Below are 19,396 nucleotides of genomic sequence, written 5' to 3'. Positions count from 1 at the left end.
GTGTTAAGTCAAGAGTCTTTAGTCGTAAGTCTTAAATCAAATTTTGCCTTTTTCTGACTTAGAACTAAAGACTTTTTGACTCAGGACTAAATGTCAATTTATAGGTGACACAACACTAGTCATGGTCACCAATGTTTATAGCTATTTAGCGATGTTGGTCAATTAGCACCACATTCCCATCTGGGTCAGTTATCATAAAACCTGCCAGGCCGGAAGTTTTGTCATCAGCTTCAGTCGTTAATTTAATTCCTTTGTTCTTCAGTTGTCGTTGAATTTCTCTGACGTCATCAAACTCCTCTATGTTTTTAGCATTTTCGTCCCAGCCCGGATTGAAAGTTAAAATGTTACCTTTAAACATTCCCTGAAACAGCCCGATGAGCGAATTTTCATTTTTCATTATGAGATAATTTTTTTCCATGCCCCCTGCAAAAACTTTAAAGCCAAGGTTTTCATAAAATTGTTTTGAAACGTTAATGTCTTTGACATTAAGACTAACTGAAAATGCCCCTAATTTCATAATTCTTTCTTTTTTTATCTTACTGTTATTGTCTATTTGTTTTGTAATGATTGTTTTGAAGGAGAAACCAAGACAAAATGTTGCTGCAAGTCCTAAAATTATTAATGCTGTCTTTTTCATTTTGAGGTAATTTTAGTTGTCAATGGTTATTCAAGTTAACAGTGAAACTAGGTTTGACGCATAATCTGTTTGTACGCTTATTATATTAAATGTATAAAGTTCTGATTACGACGCAAAGCCCGGAGCGATTTTTTTTTCGTAGGTATGAAATACTACGATACCTCAACAAGGATTATCGAATTTACTAATCATCCAACCCTTTCCCATCCAAAATTTGGGGTATATATTTTTCAACCCTTGCCTCGCGGGTTTTTGATTGTTTGGCTTGAGAAAAATAAAGCAGGTACCCTTTTTGCCGCCCCGGGGTCAATGCTTCAAAGGCAGCTTTCAGGGCAGGGATCCGGTCTAATTTATATTGAAATTCTTTGGCGACGGTGAATTCTTCCGTCTTTTTAAAATCCACTTCCAAACCGGCTTTTTCCACTTCAATGGCTTCATAAATATAGGCTTTCAAGGTGGCTTTTAGGTCGGCTATTTCCCCAACATTGGTAAACCGGGCCTGCCGGGCCGACTGCACATTCTCCGTTTGCTGTACCAGGATCCCATGTGCATCATTTAACAATACTCCTTTGAAAAACAAAAACGCGCAGTATTCTTTAAACACATGTATTAAAACCATGTTACTTTTCTGAAACGTGTAACAGGGACAACCCCACTTCAACTCTTCGGTAAGCCCGCAGTCGAGAGCTATCGTTCTCAATTGCTCCAGTTCTTTCTGCCACTTTTTGGCTTTATTAAAATAAAAATCAACTTTAGGATTCATAGTATCTTATTTTGTGCAATATCTATACCCTTAGCGAGCCACGGAAACCCCTTGCGGCGTAGTAGGATTCTGCTCCGTTGTGATAAACAAAGACAGTATCATAGCGGCGATCACAAAAGATGGCTCCGCCAAGTTTTCTAATACCGGCAGGGGTTTTTATCCAACCCGATGTTTTCAAATCGAAGTTTCCAAGCTGCTGCAATCCCCGGTATTGTTCTTCCGTTAAAAGCTCAATACCCATAGCCGCAGCAATATCAACAGCACTGTTTTCTGGTTTAAATTCTTTCCTGTCATCCAGCGCTTTACGGTCGTAACAAAGGCTTCTGCGGCCTTTAGGACTTTCGGCCGAACAATCATAAAAAATGTACTCGCCCGTTTTGTTATCATAAGCAACAACATCCGGTTCACCGCCAGTTCTTTCCATTTCATTGAGCGACCACAGTTTTTCAGGATTAGCTTCCAACTTTGCTTGTACTTTAGTCCATTCAACACCCTTATGGCGGTTCATGTTTTTCTCAAAACGGGCTTTCAATGTGCCGAGTAGTTCATCACATTGTTCTGGTGACAACTCCTTTTTATTGTTATTAATGTTGTTCATAATTGGCCGAATTTATTTCAAAGCAAATTAGGATTCATCCTATTCTTTTATTGATTAACTGAAATGATTTTTCTATCCGCCGGCCTCAAATACCACGATAACACGGTAAAAACGGCCAGTAAAACCGGGGCAATTATTTGCATTGACACATCACTGCTGGCAATATGCGAGATCACCGCACCGGTCAGGACAAAAAATATGCCTGCATACGCCCATTCCTTAAGCAATTTAAATTTCGGAATTAATATCGCAATTATGCCCAATACCTTCCAAACGCCAATAATCGAAATAAAGTAAGTAGGATACCCAAGGGGTTTAAAACCCTGTATCACCCCTTTTACCTGCATAGCCTGTGCCAGTCCGCCCAAAAAAACACAAAAGGATAATATTACGGTAATTATCCAATACCAAATTAGCTTTCTCTTTTCCATTTTTCAATTATTTTAGTTTGCTTAATATCTCTTGCAATCGGTTATGTGCCCAGTTTATTCCCTGGCCAAAGGGTAAAGCCAGCACCTGGTCTCTTTTTGCAACCGATTCATATATTACGTGCATATTCACTTTGCTGGTGTCATCGGTAAGCTTTTCAAATTCTGTTATCTCAAGCTGTACGCCAAAAGGTGTGTTCGCCATCTCAAATGTCCGTGTGATCTTCCGGTTCGGGCTAAACTCGTGGATCACCCCACTGGCCTGGAATACCACGTTCCCCTTGGGGTCTGTTGTTTCAAATTGCCAGCCGCCGTACTTTTTATTTTCAAGTTTCAGCACTTTCGTTCCCATCCATTGCTCAATAATTTCGGGCTCTGCATAAGCTTTAAAAAGTAATTCCAACGGCAGATCAAATTCCCTGGTGATCAGCAGGTCCTGTTTGCCATCTTCGGCATTGATTTTTGTTTTTTGTTCCATATTATTCTATTTTTTGGATTTGTATTGTTTCATTATGGTTTCGAGTTTGTTAAACCTTTCATCCCACATTTTGCGGAATGGTTCAATAAAGTCAGCTACTTCTTTCATGTTTTTTGCATTAATGTGATAGTAAATTTCCCTTCCGTTTTGTTTTTGTTCCAGTAACTCGCACTCGGTGAGTATTTGCAGGTGTTTTGAAACGGTTGGTCTGGCTGTGTCAAAGTTTGAGGCTATCGCCCCTGCTGTCATGGTTTGCGTAGCAACCAACAGCAGTATTGCCCTCCTGGTCGGGTCGGCGATGGCTTGAAATACGTCTCGTCTTAAGTTCATTGCGTAGCTATTTGGCTACAAACATATATGTAGTTATTTGACTACGCAAATTTTTTGAGAAAATTTTCAAGGAAGGCAAAATGAAGCTGATTTGAGCTGTGTTGGTAAGGCGTTGGCTGCGCGGTTGTTTAGCCTTGCTGCCAACGGTAAAATTGACGAAACAACTCGACTTGTTTTATGAAAAACCTTCTGCCGTTATTCATTGGTGGTCAGCAAAATGTAATAATATTACAGATTTCATTAGATTTAAAAGCCTTTGTTTAAACAAACATTCTCAAATATTGTTAAGTCTATATTTTTTTCTGGCTTCTGCCATATTGAATTTTCATAATAATATTTCTATATATATATTTACTAATATTTTGGTAATTGCGCCCGTTTTATAGGGTGTAAACTGCCGGGACACAACATAGATATTTATTAACCGAAAACATTACTTAAAAATTAATGGAACAAGATGTGCTTGGCCTAAAGCAAAAAGAAACACCCCACCTCAACGGCATTGAAGACTCTCTTGATGTAAAAAAGCTCTTAAGCGTTCTTTCACTTGTTAAAAACGGAAAGCTTGATGTCAGAATGCCGGTTACCCAGGCCGGGATAAACGGGCGGATATGCGAAGTGCTGAATGACATTATTGAAATGAATCAGCGTTTGGTGACAGAGATCTCTTCAGCGGAAATTACGATTGGGAAAAAAGGAAATTTATCAAAAAGAATTGAATTACCGGATGCTAAAGGTGAATGGGCCGGTGGCGTAAATTCGTTAAATAACCTGATTGAAGACCTAACTTCTCCAACGCTGGAAATAGCCGGCATGATCAATTCGGTAGCTAATGGCGATCTGTCTAAACATATTCCGTTAGAGATAAAAGGACATCCCTTAAAGGGAGAATTTTTGCGGATCGCAAAAGAATCCAATCAGATGCTTTCCAAGCTGCAGCTGTTTTCAATGGAAGTAACCCGGGTAGCACGCCAGGTGGGCTCTGAAGGCAAATTAGGTGAGCAAGCCAAAATTAAAGGGGTAGCAGGGGTGTGGGCTGAATTAACCGACTCCGTAAACCAGATGGCCGGGAACCTGACCGCCCAGGTACGTAATGTGGCGGCGGTAACTACGGCGGTAGCAAAAGGTGACCTTTCCCGGAAAATAACGGTAGAAGCAAAAGGCGAGATCCTGGAGCTGAAAAACACGATCAATACCATGGTGGATCAGCTTAACTCCTTCTCTTCCGAAGTAACCCGTGTGGCGCTGGAAGTAGGTACCGAAGGTAAGCTGGGTGGACAGGCCAAAGTACCCGGAGTTGCCGGAACCTGGAAGGATTTAACCGACTCCGTGAACCGGATGGCTGGTAACCTAACCTCCCAGGTACGAAATATAGCGGGTGTAACCACCGCGGTGGCCAATGGCGACCTTTCTAAAAAGATCACGGTAGACGTAAAAGGAGAAATGCTGGAACTGAAAAAGACCATCAATACGATGGTGGATCAGCTTAACTCATTTGCATCAGAAGTAACGCGTGTGGCACTTGAGGTTGGTACAGAAGGTAAATTGGGCGGCCAGGCACGGGTAAAAGGAGTAGGCGGGGTTTGGAAGGACCTGACGGATTCAGTAAACCAAATGGGCAGTAACCTTACCGACCAGGTGCGTAACATTGCATGGGTTACCACGGCGGTAGCAAAGGGGGATCTGTCCCGAAAGATTACGGTAGACGCAAAAGGCGAGCTCCTGGAATTAAAAAACACGATCAATACGATGGTGGATCAGCTTAACTCATTCTCTTTCGAGGTAACCCGTGTGGCGCGCGAGGTAGGGTCAGAGGGGCAGCTGGGAGGCCAGGCAAATGTGCCCGGTGTAGGTGGTACCTGGAAGGATCTGACAGACTCTGTAAATCAGATGGCAGGTAACTTAACAGGCCAGGTGCGCAATATAGCTGAAGTAACAACCGCAGTAGCAAAAGGCGATTTATCAAAAAAAATAACGGTAGACGTACAGGGTGAAATGCTGGAGTTAAAGATCACCATCAATACCATGGTAGATCAGCTCAACTCATTCGGCTCGGAAGTAACACGTGTGGCCCGTGAGGTTGGTTCGGAAGGACAATTAGGGGGGCAGGCAAACGTACCGGGTGTAGGCGGAACCTGGAAGGATTTAACCGACTCTGTGAATAAAATGGCGGATAACCTGACCTCGCAGGTGCGGAATATTGCCGAGGTAACAACAGCGGTAGCTAAAGGCGATCTTTCACGCAAGATCACCGTAAACGCCAAAGGAGAATTGCTTGAGCTAAAAGATACTATCAACACAATGGTTGATCAGCTGCGGGCTTTTGCTTCCGAAGTAACACGTGTGGCGCGTGAGGTAGGCTCTGAAGGACAATTAGGGGGGCAGGCCAACGTACCGGGTGTAGATGGAACGTGGAAGGATCTAACGGATTCAGTAAATAAAATGGCGGGGAACCTGACTGCACAGTTACGTAATATTGCCGATGTGTCTATCGCGATAGCTAATGGTGATCTATCAAAGAAAATTACGGTAGACGTACGCGGAGAAATTTTGCAGCTAAAGGAAACTATTAATACGATGGTTGATCAGCTGCGTGGCTTTGCATCTGAAGTAACACGTGTGGCGCGTGAAGTAGGTACGGATGGTAACCTTGGCGGCCAGGCTTTTGTACCCGGGGTTGCAGGTACCTGGAAGGATTTAACGGATTCGGTGAACCAGATGTCAAGTAACCTGACCTCGCAGGTACGGAATATTGCAGAAGTAACCAAGGCGGTGGCAAGCGGTGACCTTTCTAAAACGGTGATCATCGATGTAAAAGGTGAGATCATGGATTTAAAGAACACCATTAATACCATGGTAGATCAGCTCAACTCTTTCGCATCGGAAGTAACCCGTGTGGCAAGGGAGGTGGGCACCGAAGGCAAGCTTGGCGGCCAGGCGCATGTAAAAGGTGTAGGCGGTACCTGGAAGGATCTAACGGATTCGGTAAACCAGATGGCATCCAATTTAACCGGGCAAATCCGGGGTATTGCAAAAGTAGCAACCGGTATTGCAAAAGGCAATCTGAAACAACGCTTATCCATTAACGCTTTGGGCGAGGTGGCGCAGCTTACCGATACCATTAACGAAATGATTGATACACTTGCTGTATTTGCCGATGAGGTAACAACCGTTGCGCGTGAAGTAGGTGTGCAGGGGCGTTTAGGAGGCCAGGCCAGCGTACCGGGTGCATCCGGTACGTGGAAGGATTTAACGGAGAACGTAAACCAGCTGGCACAAAACCTTACCACCCAGGTGCGTTCCATATCCGAGGTAGCATCGGCGGTAACAAAAGGTGACCTTACCCGGACTATCCGGGTGGAAGCCAAAGGTGAGCTGGAAGCCCTGAAGGATACCATTAACCAGATGATCGCCAACCTGAAAGGGACAACGTTACGTAATCACGAACAGGATTGGCTTAAATCTAACCTGGCTAAGTTTGCCCAGATGCTGCAGGGCCAGCGCGACAGGAATGCGGTGGCCAACAAAGTATTATCAGAATTAGCCGAACTGGTAAATGCCCGTTATGGCGCGTTTTATATTTTGGAACAGCCTGAAGCCTCAGACGAACCTACACTAAAGCTATTTGCAGGCTATGCACAGAAAAGCCGGAAATTAATAAACCAGGAGTTTTCGCTTAGTGAAGGATTGGTTGGGCAGTGCGCTACTGACAAAGAAAGGATCAGGCTGTCTAACGTACCTACTGAATACCTCCAGATCAGTTCGGGCATTGGCAGTGCCGCACCAATTGACCTGGTAATTTTACCTGTGCTATTTGAAAACAATATAAAAGCTGTTATCGAACTAGCTTCATTCGAGAATTTTAGTGATACACACATCGACTTTTTGGATCAGCTGACCGAAAGCATCGGTATCGTACTAAACAATATAGAAACCAATACCCGTACGGAAGAATTGTTATCCCAATCACAATCGCTGGCCGGTGAACTTTCCTCCCAGCAGGAAGAGTTAAGGCGCGCTAATGATGAGCTGCATGACAAGGGCCGTTCGTTAGAGGAAAAAGCAGAACAACTGACACTTACATCCAAATATAAATCGGAGTTTTTGGCCAACATGTCGCACGAGCTGCGTACCCCCCTTAACAGTTTATTGATCCTTGCCCAGCAGTTATTCGAAAATCCGGAAGGAAACCTGACCGAAAAACAAAGGATGTTCGCCAAAACCATCCACTCCTGCGGGGACGACCTCATCCAATTGATCAATGATATCCTTGACCTTTCCAAGATAGAATCAGGCGTTATCGCTGCCGATGTAATGCCGGTAAGCTTTAAGGAGATCGCTGCTTTTGCCGAATCTACTTTTAAGCCGATCTCTGAAGCTAAGAACCTTAAGTTTGAGATCGATGTGCAGGAAGGGCTTCCTGAACTGATGGAAACAGATATGCAGCGTTTGAACCAGATCCTTAAAAACCTGCTTTCCAACGCCTTTAAATTCACTGAAAAGGGCCGGGTTAAATTACATATTTTCAGGCCGGGGCCTGGTCATGAAAATCCGTTAAGCACTAATGAGTCGGTTATTGCTTTCTCTATTGAAGATTCGGGTATTGGGATCTCAAAAAACACCCAGGGCATTATATTCGAGGCCTTCCAGCAAGCCGAAGGTTCTACCAGCCGCAAATATGGTGGCACCGGTTTGGGATTATCCATCAGTAAGGGTTTTGCTGAGCTTTTAGGTGGTACTATTACCGTAGGCAGCGAATTAGGTAAAGGAAGCGTGTTTACTTTATACTTACCACTAAAGTATAACGAAGAGAAATTAATCCCGGTTAAAGTGAAAGAAGCCTATCCGGTTTCGCATCTGCGGCCTAACCTGATCGATACAGCCGAATTGGTCATAGATGATGACCGCCACAATATTGTGGCCGAAGACCGGGTGCTGCTGGTGATAGAGGACGACCTCCGGTTTACCAAGATCCTAATCGATAAGGGGCATGATCTAAACCTGAAAGTGGTGGTCGCTATCAGTTACCTGGAAATTTTCGACAGCATTATTAAATATAACCCCATTGCCATTACGCTTGATGTAAATATGCCGGAGTCAAACGGATGGAAGATCCTCAAATTACTAAAAACCGATATTAATTTGAGGCATATCCCGGTACATGTGATCTCTGGAGAGGATAACAAGGTAATGGCCATGAAATTTGGTGCAAAAACATTTAGTTTGAAACCCTTATCAAACAACTCACTGGATGAACTGATCAACGGAATTGTAAGTTTCAATGAACATACAAAAAAACGGGTATTGGTGATAGAAGACAATGAAACCGAATTACAAAGGCTGTCTGACCTACTGGCTAATGATCAAATAGCAGTATTTGGTGCGGCTACTGCAAAAAAAGCGCTTTCTGTTTTAAAAAAGGAGCTGTTTGATTGTATCATCCTTGATTTTGTATTGCCTGATGCCAATGGTTTGGATCTTTTAAATAAGATCAATCTGTTAAAACAGCCGCAAACCACTATTATCCTGCACTCAGCACGCGATTTCACACAGGATGAGCAGATCCAGTTAAAGCGGCTCAACCACAAAGTAATTACCAAAACGCCTTCATCTCATATTTACCTGCTGGAGGAAATGTTGGTGTTGCTCCATATTAATAAAAAGTATATCAGCGAAGGCAAATTAAAATTGATTGATGGCATCCGGGATAAAACCGATATACTTGACCGGAAAAAGGTACTGGTTGTAGATGATGATGTGCGAAACCTGTTTGCGCTGACCGCCGTTTTCGAAAGATCGAATATCGAAGTTATCACGGCTGAAAGCGGCAGGGATGCGCTGGAAATATTGAATAATGATAAAAAGATAGACATTGTGCTGATGGACATCATGATGCCTGAGATGGATGGCTATGAAACCATACAGATCATCCGTAAAGAACCCCGCAATAAAACTTTACCGATTATAGCGGTAACCGCCAAAGCGATGATCGGCGACCGCCAGAAGTGCATTTCTTCGGGGGCATCAGATTATATTACCAAACCAGTTAAAACGGACCAGTTGTTGTCATTAATGCGCGTATGGCTGATCAAATAGTGTTCAAAGAAAAAGTAATGGAAAGTGAAAAATCAGTGCCAGACTCTGTCATAAAGCTCCTGTTGGTTGATGACAATGAGAACAATTTATTGTCCATGGAAGTGGCTCTGGAAAGAGAAAACTATGTTTTCGTTAAGGCCTTATCTGGCAGGGAAGCGCTACGTATATTGTTAAAGGAGGAGGATTTTTCTCTCATTCTGCTGGACGTGAAAATGCCTACTATGGACGGATATGAAACTGCCGGCCTGATCTATCAGCGCGACAAGTTAAAGCATATCCCGATCATTTTTATTACAGCGCATGATTATGAAGAGGCATCGATGTTTAAGGGTTACCAGGCCGGTGCTGTTGATTTTATAAGAAAGCCTTTTAATGCGGAAATATTGAGGTCTAAAGTTGCTGTATTTGCCGAATTACACAGAAAGAACCAGCTTTTAAGAAAACAGGAGGAAAAAGTGCAGCGGATCAATAATGATCTGTTGCAGCTGAACCACGAACTTGAAAAGCGGGTTTTGGATCGTACAATGGAACTGGAAAACTTGAACCATGAATTAAAAGCACTCAATTTATCCAAAGATAAGTTCCTGTCACTTATCTCTCATGACCTGCGCAACCCGCTTACCGCTCTCCTCGCCTCATCCGGCAAATTAAATGAAGATGCAGAAAATTTGAGCCCAAATCAGATCAAACAACTTTCGCAGATCATTTATCGTACTTCTAATAAACTGCTTATTCAGTTGAATGAAGTTATTGACTGGTCTAAAAAACAAAGTCAGCAGGTGCAGTTTAATCCTGAATTGATTTGCCTTAAAGAGCGGATTGAAGATGCATTAGAGCTTTTAAGGGCTCTTGCCGGGCATAAGGGAATTAAACTGGAGAATAAAACATCGCAGGATATTTATGTAAAGGCTGACTCTTTAATGTTACGGTCAATTGTTCAGAACCTGGTAACCAATGCCATTAAATATACACCCCAAGGCGGTTCTGTTACCATTGATGCCAAACTGGAACAAGATAGGGTTTGCATTTTTGTAGAAGATACAGGTGTGGGCATGGCCATGGATATGCGGGAAAAGTTGTTTAATAAAGTGAGCCTTAATTCAATTTCAGGCACCAATAATGAAACGGGCAGCGGTCTGGGCCTGTTCCTGGTCAACGATTTCGTAACTCAGCATGGCGGCAAGATCGATGTGGAAAGCGCCGAGGGTATAGGGACAACTTTCAGGTTTACAATACCCATAAAGGAATAGCCCGATTATCACCAATTCAAAACCAACAAAAAAACTATATTTGCGGCTGAAAGTAAAATTTTCGGGATGTAGCGTAGCCCGGTATCGCGCCACATTTGGGATGTGGAGGCCGCAGGTTCGAATCCTGCCATCCCGACGATACCAATAAAACCGCCTTTAAAGAGATTTAAAGGCGGTTTTTTTTCAATCATTTTTGACAGATATTAACTTGCTGTAAATCAATACGGTATCGGTTCGAAGTCCTGCCACCTTTCAAAAAAAAGTCCATCAAAACAAATTGATTTTCTAAACTATAAAGGAGCGGGTTCACAAGCTTTCAAAACTTCTGAACGCAATAACCTGATTCTTGATTGGTTTAACAGTTCTCAAATAAGCATATATTGCTGCAAGATCGTTGGCCTTCATTCCGGCATACAAATACCACGGCATTGGTATTTGTGGATCGCCGAGATTAAGCTTAGCAGCTTGCTCTTCTTTACCTTCAAAGCTTTTAAATCGTTGGATGAATAGCTCTTTACTCCATGATCCAATGCCGGTTAATTTATCCGGTGTGATATTTGCAGAACGTACAACACCGCCTTGCTGTTTAAATTCCATTCCACCGCCAAACTGCGTTCCAGGGATTATATCCCCATGATACCTTTTACTATGACAATCTACACAAGCCGCTGCGTTAACGAGATAAGCGCCATATTTGATGGTATCCTTTTCCGATGGTAGCTTACCCAAATTGGCCTTATGCGGCATGGTATTAATTATAAAGTTGACCGGAAAGTCAATTTCTGACGCCGGTATGTCTTTTTTAATTACAGAAATTGAACGCAAATAAACAATAATTCTATACACGTCCTCTTTATCCATCTGCCCTATATGATCGCAGGGCATTAGTGGAAAGATGGCTTTGCCAAATTTGTTCTCCCCGGTAGTCAGCGCCCTGAATATTTCGCCATCTGTCCAACTAAATAATTTATAAGGGGTTATATTAGATGCGTAAAACTTGCCGGGAAGGCCCATCTGCTGATCAAACTTTTCGCCTCCAGCCCCGAAGCCGCCCACCACCGGGCCCCCGTACAAACTCTCGTCCTTAGTGCTGTGGCAGTCCATACAAGCAGAAACGTGGTTGGCTAAATAATCGCCGCGTTTTATTCGTTCCGCTGTGCGTTCTATTTTAATTTGAGGAGCTGCGCCTGTGTCTGGTAATGCCACTTTTACATAAGTCCCGGCGGCAGCCACTACTACCAACAACCCAAGTAGAATAAATCCAATTACTTTTACTGCTTTCATACTATTCTAATTTTGAGCTTATATGTTTTAACGACATAAAAAACAAGGCGGAGACCCTTGGATGTTCTGCTAATTTTTTCACTAACCAAATCCTTAGTTACTGATGCAGGGTGCTGCCCTTGTAGGTTTTATCACCGATAAGACCTTTTGTTGGCACCTCCCAGCCTTATTAATTTTCAGAAATAGTTGGTCTTTTCATATCGTACTTATCGGATTTCACGATATCAACAATGAATTTAGCTACACTTTGCCTGCTGATATATAAACTTGGCTTAGGTAAGTTATTAAAACTCACCTTTAAAGTTTTTATCTTATTGGAATCATTTAAGGCAACAGGCCGTACAGCCGTCCAGTTTAAGTTTGAATTTGCTAATAGTTTTTCCCCTAATTCGTGTTCCGCGTAGACGGGGCGGAGGTTGGTATAGTTAATTAACCATCTGAGCCAAAAAGGGATCTCCATTTTGGTATCCCCAACACCCCACGCAGAGACTGTAATTAAACGTTTCAGGCTTTGTTGATCCGCTTCAGCTATAACATTTTTTATGCTTTCAGATATGAAATTTTTGGCGGTTATTAATTTAGACCAGGGAGCATCTGAGGCTCTGACGATACCCAAAGCACTTATTATCAGATCACAGCCTTGCATTGCAGCCGCTAAATCCGCTATGCGGGTAGGTGTTCCCTGATATACTTTAATTGATTTTGAGCTAAAGGATATTTTGTTTTTATCTCGCACCAAAACATTTAAATCATAGCCGTGCTTTAGTGCCTCTTCAACAATAAGACGACCGGTTCTACCGGTGGCCCCTAAAATGAGTATTTTCATAATATTTATTTTACTTGTTTGTTAATTCATTTATTGAACACAAACCATTTTTATCTTTTTATTTTATTTTTTTAATTTTTGAGTGCCTGTTACAATACTTTATAGATCTGACCGGTTTGTCCGCCCAAAGCGCTTTTGATATAAGCCTGTGTAACCCGGCTCATGGTAACCGGAACATGTCCAGGGAAATATGAAAAATAGGCTGTAGATTCTTCAACTATATCAGGACCCACCGCATTGATACGCACCCCGTTCTCCAGCTCTATTGCTGCGCCCTTTACAAATCCATTGATCGCTCCATTCATCGTACTGATGTTTGCTCCCATTACAATCGGATCATCGGCTAATGCACCTGATGTTAAAGTAAACGACCCTTTCGGATTAATGTAATGCTGGCCAATCAAAACCAGGTTAACCTGGCCCATCAATTTACTGTTCACGCCAATCCTGAAATCAGCATCCTTCATAAATGCCAACGGCCCGAACTGTGCATCCCCGGCAGCGCAAATTAAGGCGTCGAATTTTCCGACCTGTTGATAAAAGTTTTCTATCGACTCGGTTGACGATATATCTACCTGTATATCACTACTTTTTGAACCTGCCTTAATTACTTCATGATCTTTTTGTAATGCGGCGGTTACGTGTTTTCCAATGGTACCTGCGGCACCTATAATTAATATTTTCATATTCACTTTTTTTAACAAAACTAATCCATAACTTTACTTTTGTCAAGTAATGTCACATTTGTCAAGTATTGACATTAAAGACACTAATACACATTATCAGCATGATAGCAGAAAAAATAATTGAAAAAAAAGTAGAGCCGGATTGTGATTGCTCAATAATAGGATCAATTAATATCATAAGCGGCAAGTGGAAACCCGTTATTATCTGGATGTTATTATCAGGCCCCAAACGATTTGGTGAGCTTCATAAAACAATTGAAGGTATAGCACTAAAGGTATTATCCAGGCATTTAAAAGAACTGGAGGCTGACGGTATCATCAATCGGAAGGTATATGCCGAAGTCCCGCCAAAGGTGGAGTATACCCTCACTGAAAAGGGGATGTCGCTCAATGATGTAATGCAGCTATTAGCCGAATGGGGTAAAAAGAATACAGTAGCCACATAAGAGCATAATAAGCATAGATTTTAAATATGTTGACGGGACCTGTATCGAACTATTTTGCACGTTCTGGAGAAAAAAGCAAAAACCCACTTATGAAAATAAGCGGGTTTTGTTGAGTAAACTTCGGTAGTACCGAAGTTTTTAGTGGAGAGGGAGGGATTGAAATAAATTTATTTATTATTAGCCTCAGAAACTTAAAACTAAAAATTAAGTATGGCTTTATTTGCCAATTATATTGAGTAAATAACATCTTAGTGTTATTTATTTGTTACTTTACAAGTTCAAAATGCTGTATATCAGTCATTAATTCTATACCTGCCATGTACGGCAACAGGTAAAGAACTTGTAATGTAATAGCTATAACCATGTATATCAATATCGCACAAAATGAGACAGGTAACAATAAAGGCAGTAGCGGGCAATTGGTTACTTATTTAGAAAAGGAAAACCGTGTTGCTGAAAAGCTTAATCAGCCAGAATACTGGTTTAACCATGAGCGAAACAATATACAGCCTTATGATGTGCGATATACCATTGATAATAACATCGCCAAACTATCCAGAGATGAAACAAAGTTTTTTCTAATCAATATCAGTCCGAGTGAAAAGGAAATTAGCTACCTAAAGGAACAGTATGGTGAAGACGGTGCTAAACAACACTTGAAACAATACGCTAACCAGGTGATGAATGATTACGCCCTGAACTTTAAGCGTAACAATATTAACAGCAATAAAGACCTGGTGTATTTTGGTAAGCTGGAAAATCACCGATATTATACCTACAAAGATGAAGAAGTAAAAAACGGCCATACAAAAAAAGGCGATCAGAAACCCGGCGAACAGATGCACGTTCAAATTATTGTCAGTCGGAAAGATGCCAGTAACAGTATAAAACTTAGTCCCCTGAATAATTCCAGGGGTAAGAACCAGGCGCATAGCCTAAAGGTGGGACAGTTTGACCGTGTGGCGTTCAAACAGGCAACTGAAAAACGGTTTGATAAAATGTTTAGTTATGAGCGGGAACTAAAAGAAACTTTTAAATATGCCAATACCCTAAAGCATGGAGATTATGAGGAACGGCAGGAAATGAAAGAAAAGCGAAAGGAAGAACAGACCGTAAAGCAAGAACGCCAGCAATCTCACCATCAACGGAGTATATTCGATAAATTATTCGACAACGGGGCAGAAAAAGATATGCCAAACATCCCGGAAGGCAGGAAAAGAAAAAAGAGGCCCGAGCAAAGCCAGGGTTTAGGTATGTAAGTTGATTTTAGGCGAATACCCACACAGATGCGGCAAGCGGCTGCATTGCACCACGCAGGCCATCGCGGCGGCGGGTTTCATTCCGCCGCCAGCCTCGCTGCCGCACAAGCAGGAATGAATTTCGCTGTCGTTCATAACATACCTGCTTTTGGCTATATGCTAACAATGGTATATCTTATAATCGTTTTCTAAAAAGTTGACTTAAAAGGCAAAAAAATGTAGTTTCTGAGTTAAAAGAAAGGCTTACAATACAAGGAAATATCAAGTGTACGTATTGACAGCAAGGTTAATATAACGAAACGTATGAAGCGAGCGGTATTTGGCTCTAAATTACAGCCTTAAAACAGCATTTATTGCCTTTTAAGTCACCTTTTTAGAAAACGATTATAACATTATATATTTTTAATTTGTATAGTTACATCTGTTTTAACATAAGCGCATAAAATAGAACTAAACCAGTTGCGTTAATGCTTCCAAAATCAAATACTTAAACCTTGTAATGAAAAAAACCACCTTATCTATTTGCCTTGCTTTATCCTGCTTTTGCGCAATGGCACAAAAAAATGTTATGCTGCCTGCAATAGGCGCAACCAATGCGAAGGAAATAACCATTGACAAAGTCGCAGTGAGCGATACGGCAACCACACTTTATTTTAGTGCCCAATACTGGCCCGGAACCTGGTTCCGTATATCGTCCGCTTCTTATATAGTTGCCGCCGATAAAAAACTGGTGGCTAAATCCATTTCGGGAATGCCTTTTGACCAGCAATTCACTCCTGAAAACGGAAAAGTTTCTTTTACCATATCTTTTCCGCCTATTGACCCAAATACACCAAAAATCGATTACATAGAAAGTGATAGCGACAACAGCTTTAAGATAGTAGATATTGAATTGATGGCGGTTAAAAAACAGGCGGTTATACCTGTTGCTTTAATGGGTAACTGGTTCAAAACCGAGGGCAGCAAACAATGGCTACTGGGGCTTTACGACAATAAAATTGTTTATGATAATACAGTATGGAACTACGGACAAGTTAAAACTGACGGCAATATTATTGATATTAAATTGCAGCACGGAAAGGATATCCGCGAGTTGTATGTAAAACATGATACCACCGGGATATATGCCGGGGAAACTAAAAAAATCATGCAGCTATTAAGGGACAAACCGGGCGATATGAAGTATGCTGCTGACGGTAAGGGATTTACTTTACCGGTATTTAAAAATGATACGGCTTATTATAACGGTTACATAAATGGATACTCGTCAAAATTAGGCTATAAAACAGGCCAGATAATTATTAATAATATTGTAACCGGCGGGCAGGATGCTTACCTAATCAGCATAGCTGCCGACGGTAGCTTTTCGGCAAAGATGCCGATGAACTACCCTGAGGAGTGTTTTATAAGGATCCCCTGCTTTAATTCGAATGTTTTTATTGAACCAGGCAAACACCTTTTCCAGTTTATCGACATTACAAAAAAGTCACTGCCCATGGCTTATATGGGTGATAACGCCCGTTTAAATTATGAACTTGACGCGACAAGATATATGACATTTTTTGATTACAGTAAAGTGTTCGACAATAATCCCGACCTTGAGATAAACCTTTTTAAGAAAGCTGTACTTGACAAACGGACTAACAAATTAGCCGATCTTGAAAAATATCGGGCCGACCACAATTTAAGCAAAAAGGGTTATGAACTTACGGTATTGAACATTAATTATGAGGCTGCGCAACGATTACTACAGGTAAATTATTTACGTGAAGATGCTTACCGTAAAAAACATAATATACCAACCACACAACGTACTAATGCAATACCTCCTGCAAAATTAGACTCGACTTATTTAAGCTTCCTTAAGTATATTGATATAAACAGCCAGGCGGACGTTGTATCAAATGATTATGGCAATTTTATTAGAAGTTTGAAATATCTGGACATTATATTGGTTAGTGTTAATAGAAAAATTTTATCGTTATACGTTGCCGAATTAAAAAACAAAACTTCATTAAGCACTGAAGAAAAACAAGCACTGGCCGCAATGGATTCCGTGGCAAATTCAGATGATCAGGATGTAATTAATGCCGTTTATAAAAAAAACCATTCTGTTATCTCAGCCATTTTTGCCAAAGATAGTGTTCAACTAAGTGAAAAATTTACGGTGGAACTAAAAAGTTCACGGAAACGTGAGTTAACCGCTGTAGCACAAAAAGATATTAGTTTCGCATTAGAAGTAATGAATTTACAAATCGGGTCTGAAAATATCGACCATACCTATATTCCGTTAACGACAAAGCAATTAACAGCAATTAAGCCAGATTATAAATACCCTTATTTGTACCAGGCGCTTGTTGATCAGAATACAAAAGTCCGTGATAAAATTGCGGCCAGTATAAAAATTAGAGAGTCTGTTGCCAACGAAACCCCAAAAACCCCTGTCGACAGCGCATTTGCAGAAATTATAAAAAAATATAAAGGTAAAGCCATATATGTCGATTTCTGGGCTACCTGGTGTGTTCCCTGCCGCATGGGTATTGAAACCATAGCGCCTATTAAAGAGGATCTGAAAAATGAAAATGTAGTATTCCTATATATTACCAACCAATCATCTCCGGTGGATGCTTACAATAACGTAATAAAAAACATTAAGGGCGAGCATTACCGTGTGAGCACTGATGTTTGGAACGTATTAGCCAGCAAATTTAATATCGATGGCATACCCCATTACGCGCTGGTAAATAAAAACGGAGCGGTAGTTGATGTAAACGCCATGCGACCTGAGGAAGACGACTTTAAAACCAAGTTGTTAAAACTGGTTAACAATTAGTTTTTTTTCAATGAATAGCGTAATTGCCTTTATCGTAGCTAATGCAGTTTCGTTATGGTACTGAAAAAGATCTGAAAGTTTATAGATAGCAATCTCTGTCTTAAAATAATTGTCCTTTACCGCCTCTGCTGTTAAGTACACGCCTTTCAGAAGCATCTGCTGATAGATATTGCCTAAAGTGCGACGAAGGTTCTCCAAATAAGACGAAATCGCTCTGGCTTCTTCTTTACTGCCTTTTGGCAGCCCTTTACGATTATCCCAAGTTTTTAAATCAATACTTTGCTTAACGGCAAAAAAACACTTTTTGCTGTTAACGGTAATACATGCGTAGATAGGGGATTTTCCATCCTTTTTTTTATCGGAACGAATTGTGAAATCAATACCAAATGACTGTGTTGTTTTCATGAACTTATTGATTAGTAATAAAATACGCCAAATATGACCTGTTTCAAACATTAAGTTGGTATCGAAAACGGCCTCAAACATGCTTAAAAAACGCGCTTTTTAAGCTAATTTTTAATGTTGTAAGTAACTGTATTACAGTTAAATAAGCCACTTTTGAATACCTCAAATGTAAAAAACTAAAAACAGGTAGTCGAATAGGTATCCTAAACTTTGAAATTCTTTGGTTTGATTTGGCAGGGCTTAAAACATAAAAGCCTGTAAATCATACGATTACAGGCTTTTGGAGAACTTTGAATTCCCTTTTAGTGGGAGTTACTGGGTTCGAACCAGTGACCCTTTGCTTGTAAGACAGCAATATCACATCGTTACATTTTTAAATTATTAGCCCCACACTTAGCCCCATAACAAAAACAAAAATCACCAACTAATTGATTTTAAATTAGTTATGAGTAACAACAGCAGAGAGGGAGGGATTCGAACTCTCGATTTTTTTTTAATAATAATGCTATATTTGAATAGTCACTAGGTGTTACAAGGTTCTGTAGCCATATTTGCAACAGCAGGAATTATAAACAAATATATCTGTGTGCTTTCCATGCTGCTATGCCCTAAAAATCGTTGGTTCTTTAAGCGCATTGATTCTATTTGCACTTACACAATCCTTTCGATAACCCTTATTGTTTTCATTATACACAATTTGAATGGTCGGATGCATGATCTCGAACTGTTTCATGCAGTCCTTCGCTGATCTCATGTAATACGTCATCTTCGCCTTTGTGGGCCGGCATTAACAAATGTACGGATAAGGCCGTTTATCCTAAAAGTCCCTGTAAGCATCAACGGCTACTTTCACATATTCGCTTCTGTATTGATGTGGTTGTTTGCCTATGACCATTTTAAACTGTTTATTGAAATTAGATAAGGTTTGAAAACCACATTCATACCCTATACGGTCAATGTTCAATTTTTCTTCCTTAAGTAATTTACAGGCGTACTCAATCCTGATCTCTTTAAGAAAATCTGAAAATGATTTATATACACGCGTTTTAAAATACCTGCTAAAAGAGGTATTGGTCA

General features: G+C 40.9%; 17 protein-coding genes and 1 tRNA gene. 6 read left to right on the top strand and 12 right to left on the bottom strand.

Annotation, left to right across the window (positions count from 1 at the left end; translation table 11 throughout):
- Positions 1-145: 145 nt before the first annotated feature.
- The 6 genes from JWQ54_RS10920 to JWQ54_RS10895 all read right to left on the bottom strand — a co-directional run bounded on the left by JWQ54_RS10920 (position 146) and on the right by JWQ54_RS10895 (position 3,234).
- A complete protein-coding gene (locus tag JWQ54_RS10920; protein WP_299584403.1) occupies positions 146-637 on the bottom strand; it encodes a VOC family protein in 492 nt (163 codons plus the stop codon).
- Between the two features lie 184 nt (positions 638-821).
- Positions 822-1,400: a DUF1801 domain-containing protein gene (locus JWQ54_RS10915; protein ID WP_299584400.1), complete on the bottom strand. Its 579-nt coding sequence runs from the start codon at positions 1,398-1,400 to the stop codon at positions 822-824.
- Positions 1,401-1,422: 22 nt separating this feature from the next.
- A complete protein-coding gene (locus tag JWQ54_RS10910; RefSeq protein ID WP_299584453.1) occupies positions 1,423-1,989 on the bottom strand; it encodes a DUF4256 domain-containing protein in 567 nt (188 codons plus the stop codon).
- Positions 1,990-2,045: 56 nt separating this feature from the next.
- Complete coding sequence (locus tag JWQ54_RS10905; protein WP_299584397.1) at positions 2,046-2,429, bottom strand: DoxX family protein; 384 nt, start codon at positions 2,427-2,429, stop codon at positions 2,046-2,048.
- 7 nt (positions 2,430-2,436) lie between these two features.
- Positions 2,437-2,904 (bottom strand): SRPBCC domain-containing protein, encoded by a 468-nt coding sequence (locus JWQ54_RS10900; protein WP_299584394.1) that lies wholly within the window; start codon positions 2,902-2,904, stop codon positions 2,437-2,439.
- Between the two features lie 6 nt (positions 2,905-2,910).
- Entirely contained in the window at positions 2,911-3,234 is a 324-nt protein-coding gene (locus tag JWQ54_RS10895; RefSeq protein ID WP_299584391.1) for a metalloregulator ArsR/SmtB family transcription factor, read from the bottom strand.
- Positions 3,235-3,681: 447 nt separating this feature from the next.
- On the opposite strand from JWQ54_RS10895, the gene JWQ54_RS10890 reads away from it, so the two are divergent.
- The 3 genes from JWQ54_RS10890 to JWQ54_RS10880 all read left to right on the top strand — a co-directional run bounded on the left by JWQ54_RS10890 (position 3,682) and on the right by JWQ54_RS10880 (position 10,716).
- Complete coding sequence (locus JWQ54_RS10890) at positions 3,682-9,330, top strand: HAMP domain-containing protein (RefSeq protein ID WP_299584388.1); 5,649 nt, start codon at positions 3,682-3,684, stop codon at positions 9,328-9,330.
- Positions 9,315-10,580: a hybrid sensor histidine kinase/response regulator gene (locus tag JWQ54_RS10885; RefSeq protein WP_299584384.1), complete on the top strand. Its 1,266-nt coding sequence runs from the start codon at positions 9,315-9,317 to the stop codon at positions 10,578-10,580. Before JWQ54_RS10890 ends, JWQ54_RS10885 begins: the two co-directional genes overlap by 16 nt.
- Positions 10,581-10,642: 62 nt before the next feature.
- Positions 10,643-10,716, top strand: a tRNA-Pro gene (locus JWQ54_RS10880).
- A 170-nt stretch (positions 10,717-10,886) separates the two neighbouring features.
- On the opposite strand, the gene JWQ54_RS10875 is transcribed toward JWQ54_RS10880, so the two are convergent.
- The 3 genes from JWQ54_RS10875 to JWQ54_RS10865 form a co-directional block, all read right to left on the bottom strand.
- A complete protein-coding gene (locus JWQ54_RS10875; protein WP_299584381.1) occupies positions 10,887-11,864 on the bottom strand; it encodes a c-type cytochrome in 978 nt (325 codons plus the stop codon).
- Positions 11,865-12,033: 169 nt separating this feature from the next.
- Positions 12,034-12,690, bottom strand: coding sequence for an NAD(P)-dependent oxidoreductase (locus JWQ54_RS10870; protein ID WP_299584378.1), 657 nt, complete (start codon positions 12,688-12,690; stop codon positions 12,034-12,036).
- 89 nt (positions 12,691-12,779) lie between these two features.
- On the bottom strand, positions 12,780-13,376 hold the full coding sequence (locus JWQ54_RS10865) for a short chain dehydrogenase (RefSeq protein ID WP_299584374.1): 597 nt from the start codon (positions 13,374-13,376) through the stop codon (positions 12,780-12,782).
- Positions 13,377-13,477: 101 nt separating this feature from the next.
- On the opposite strand from JWQ54_RS10865, the gene JWQ54_RS10860 reads away from it, so the two are divergent.
- Together JWQ54_RS10860 and JWQ54_RS10855 are read left to right on the top strand one after the other, a co-directional pair.
- Positions 13,478-13,822 (top strand): helix-turn-helix domain-containing protein, encoded by a 345-nt coding sequence (locus JWQ54_RS10860; protein ID WP_299584372.1) that lies wholly within the window; start codon positions 13,478-13,480, stop codon positions 13,820-13,822.
- A 362-nt stretch (positions 13,823-14,184) separates the two neighbouring features.
- Positions 14,185-15,081 (top strand): DUF5712 family protein, encoded by an 897-nt coding sequence (locus tag JWQ54_RS10855; protein WP_299584369.1) that lies wholly within the window; start codon positions 14,185-14,187, stop codon positions 15,079-15,081.
- Positions 15,082-15,088: 7 nt separating this feature from the next.
- Here the strand turns inward: JWQ54_RS10855 and JWQ54_RS10850 are convergent, their stop codons facing one another.
- Positions 15,089-15,247, bottom strand: coding sequence for a hypothetical protein (locus JWQ54_RS10850; RefSeq protein WP_299584366.1), 159 nt, complete (start codon positions 15,245-15,247; stop codon positions 15,089-15,091).
- A gap of 333 nt (positions 15,248-15,580) precedes the next feature.
- On the opposite strand from JWQ54_RS10850, the gene JWQ54_RS10845 reads away from it, so the two are divergent.
- Positions 15,581-17,914 carry a TlpA disulfide reductase family protein gene (locus JWQ54_RS10845; RefSeq protein ID WP_299584363.1) on the top strand — a complete coding sequence of 778 codons (2,334 nt, stop codon included), beginning with the start codon at positions 15,581-15,583 and terminating at the stop codon, positions 17,912-17,914.
- Here the strand turns inward: JWQ54_RS10845 and JWQ54_RS10840 are convergent.
- Both JWQ54_RS10840 and JWQ54_RS10835 read right to left on the bottom strand, forming a co-directional pair.
- Positions 17,894-18,319 (bottom strand): Arm DNA-binding domain-containing protein, encoded by a 426-nt coding sequence (locus JWQ54_RS10840; RefSeq protein WP_299584360.1) that lies wholly within the window; start codon positions 18,317-18,319, stop codon positions 17,894-17,896. The two genes, JWQ54_RS10845 and JWQ54_RS10840, sit on opposite strands and share 21 nt — an antisense overlap.
- An 817-nt stretch (positions 18,320-19,136) precedes the next feature.
- Positions 19,137-19,396: AraC family transcriptional regulator (locus JWQ54_RS10835; protein ID WP_299584357.1), on the bottom strand; the 260-nt coding region annotated here is incomplete at its 5' end.

Source organism: Mucilaginibacter sp. (assembly GCF_028288225.1).
In the GTDB taxonomy this organism is placed as follows: domain Bacteria; phylum Bacteroidota; class Bacteroidia; order Sphingobacteriales; family Sphingobacteriaceae; genus Mucilaginibacter.
The sequence above is the reverse complement of the archived record's forward strand: the minus strand, read 5'-3'. Positions and strand labels throughout refer to the sequence as shown.

Excerpts from the sequence above, each read along its gene's own strand:
- JWQ54_RS10920 (WP_299584403.1), bottom strand. The coding sequence starts at position 637 with ATGAAAAAGACAGCATTAATAATTTTAGGACTTGCAGCAACATTTTGT.
- JWQ54_RS10915 (WP_299584400.1), bottom strand. The coding sequence starts at position 1,400 with ATGAATCCTAAAGTTGATTTTTATTTTAATAAAGCCAAAAAGTGGCAG.
- JWQ54_RS10905 (WP_299584397.1), bottom strand. The coding sequence starts at position 2,429 with ATGGAAAAGAGAAAGCTAATTTGGTATTGGATAATTACCGTAATATTA.
- JWQ54_RS10900 (WP_299584394.1), bottom strand. The coding sequence starts at position 2,904 with ATGGAACAAAAAACAAAAATCAATGCCGAAGATGGCAAACAGGACCTG.
- JWQ54_RS10895 (WP_299584391.1), bottom strand. The coding sequence starts at position 3,234 with ATGAACTTAAGACGAGACGTATTTCAAGCCATCGCCGACCCGACCAGG.
- JWQ54_RS10890 (WP_299584388.1), top strand. The coding sequence starts at position 3,682 with ATGGAACAAGATGTGCTTGGCCTAAAGCAAAAAGAAACACCCCACCTC.
- JWQ54_RS10885 (WP_299584384.1), top strand. The coding sequence starts at position 9,315 with ATGGCTGATCAAATAGTGTTCAAAGAAAAAGTAATGGAAAGTGAAAAA.
- JWQ54_RS10875 (WP_299584381.1), bottom strand. The coding sequence starts at position 11,864 with ATGAAAGCAGTAAAAGTAATTGGATTTATTCTACTTGGGTTGTTGGTA.
- JWQ54_RS10870 (WP_299584378.1), bottom strand. The coding sequence starts at position 12,690 with ATGAAAATACTCATTTTAGGGGCCACCGGTAGAACCGGTCGTCTTATT.
- JWQ54_RS10865 (WP_299584374.1), bottom strand. The coding sequence starts at position 13,376 with ATGAAAATATTAATTATAGGTGCCGCAGGTACCATTGGAAAACACGTA.
- JWQ54_RS10860 (WP_299584372.1), top strand. The coding sequence starts at position 13,478 with ATGATAGCAGAAAAAATAATTGAAAAAAAAGTAGAGCCGGATTGTGAT.
- JWQ54_RS10855 (WP_299584369.1), top strand. The coding sequence starts at position 14,185 with ATGTATATCAATATCGCACAAAATGAGACAGGTAACAATAAAGGCAGT.
- JWQ54_RS10845 (WP_299584363.1), top strand. The coding sequence starts at position 15,581 with ATGAAAAAAACCACCTTATCTATTTGCCTTGCTTTATCCTGCTTTTGC.
- JWQ54_RS10840 (WP_299584360.1), bottom strand. The coding sequence starts at position 18,319 with ATGAAAACAACACAGTCATTTGGTATTGATTTCACAATTCGTTCCGAT.